Source organism: Acetobacter pomorum (assembly GCF_002738225.1).
GTDB lineage: Bacteria > Pseudomonadota > Alphaproteobacteria > Acetobacterales > Acetobacteraceae > Acetobacter > Acetobacter pomorum.
Genome location: NZ_PEBQ01000189.1, coordinates 1 through 346 on the forward strand (window position 1 = coordinate 1; position 346 = coordinate 346).

Sequence of the window (346 nt, forward strand, 5' to 3'; positions counted from 1 at the left end):
CGCGGAAATCTCACAGAAGGGTTGTACATCGGGTTAGATTATGAAAAAGTCTGTTTTGCACAAAAGAAATTTTCGTAAGCTATAAGAAAACCCGATGCAGACAGAGTGTAGCGCAATTGCATATGACTTTCCAGGCTCCTGTGGACGGCGTGTTGTGGCCCGTTTTGACGGGGGTCGCATGAGTTCGGATGGGGGCGCCATTCTGGTGAAGCAGGCTGATGACATTCTGGGTCTCAGCCGCCGCTTTGCTGCCTGTTTTCGCGATGAACGGCATCCCGGCTTTGTGGAATACCGGGTTGAAGACCTTGTCCGTCAGCGGATCATGGGCCTGGCACTGGGCTATGAA

1 protein-coding gene is annotated in these 346 nt (G+C 52.3%); it reads left to right on the top strand.

Annotated elements, in window-relative coordinates:
- Positions 1-94: 94 nt before the first annotated feature.
- Positions 95-346, top strand: a 252-nt coding sequence (locus CSR02_RS14910; RefSeq protein ID WP_208616839.1) for a transposase, incomplete at its 3' end; no start/stop codon positions are given.